Source organism: Pseudomonas sp. SF2 (assembly GCF_036858055.1).
Lineage (GTDB): Bacteria > Pseudomonadota > Gammaproteobacteria > Pseudomonadales > Pseudomonadaceae > Aquipseudomonas.
On sequence record NZ_JAMBDI010000046.1, the window covers coordinates 45419 to 46427 of the forward strand.

At 60.9% G+C, this 1009-nt stretch carries 1 protein-coding gene; it reads left to right on the forward strand.

Annotation, left to right across the window (positions count from 1 at the left end):
• Positions 1–95 precede the first annotated feature (95 nt).
• The gene (gene map, locus M2S36_RS22095) at positions 96–872 is read left to right on the forward strand and encodes a type I methionyl aminopeptidase (RefSeq protein WP_207829229.1); all 777 of its coding nucleotides are present in this window, start codon (positions 96–98) and stop codon (positions 870–872) included.
• Positions 873–1009: the final 137 nt, after the last annotated feature.

The following is a 1009-nucleotide window of genomic DNA, read 5'->3' on the forward strand; positions in this document are numbered from 1 at the left end:
AAGAGGCCGGCACAGGAGCGCACCATGCGGTGGCAACCCCGCACCCCGTGGCGCTATGCTGGGGCACATTCCAGCATGAGCCACTGCCCTCCCCCATGTCCCAGGTGATTCTCAAGACCCCCGCCCAACTCGACCTGATGCGCCGCGCCGGCCAGTTGCTGGCCCAGGTGTTCGCCGACCTCGACAGCTTCATCCGCCCCGGCGTGACCACGATGCAGATCAACGACCGTGCCGATGCGTTCATCGTCGGCACGCTCAAGGCCCGCCCGGCAAGCAAGGGCCAGTACGGTTTCCCCTACTCGCTCAACACCTCGGTGGACCATGTGGTGTGCCATGGCATGCCCAAGGTCGATGAAGTGCTGAAGGAAGGCTCGATCATCAACGTCGACATCACCCTGGAGCAAGGCGGCTATATCGCCGACTCGTCGAAGATGTACAGCATCGGGCCGATCAGCGATGAGGCGCAGCGCCTGGTCGACACCACCTATGACGCGCTATGGAAAGGCATCGAACAGGTACGCCCCGGGGCGACGCTGGGTGATATCGGCCATGCCATCCAGACCCATGCCGAAGCGGCGGGTTACAGCGTTGTACGTGAGTATTGCGGACATGGCATTGGCCAGCAGATGCATGAAGGGCCTGAGGTGCTGCACGTTGGCCAGCGCGGGATGGGCATGAAATTGAAGCCGGGGATGGTGTTTACCATCGAACCGATGATCAACCAGGGTGGGCGCGGGACGCGCACGCTGAAGGATGGCTGGACGGTGATTACCCGTGACCACAGCCTGTCGGCGCAGTGGGAGCATACGGTGGCGGTGACCGAGGATGGGTTTGAAGTGCTGACGTTGCGAGAAGAAGAACGTCGTAGCTGAAATTGCTACAGATCCTCTGTGGGAGCGGGTAAACCCGCGCCCACAGGGCCAGGCATCGCCTGTTGGTTTTTTGCTCAATGCAGAAACAAAAAAAGCGACCCTAAGGTCGCTTTCTTTGTTACTTCCGGGTGTTCAGT

Coding starts and splice junctions, on each gene's coding strand:
- map (WP_207829229.1), top strand. CDS start 96: ATGTCCCAGGTGATTCTCAAGACCCCCGCCCAACTCGACCTGATGCGC.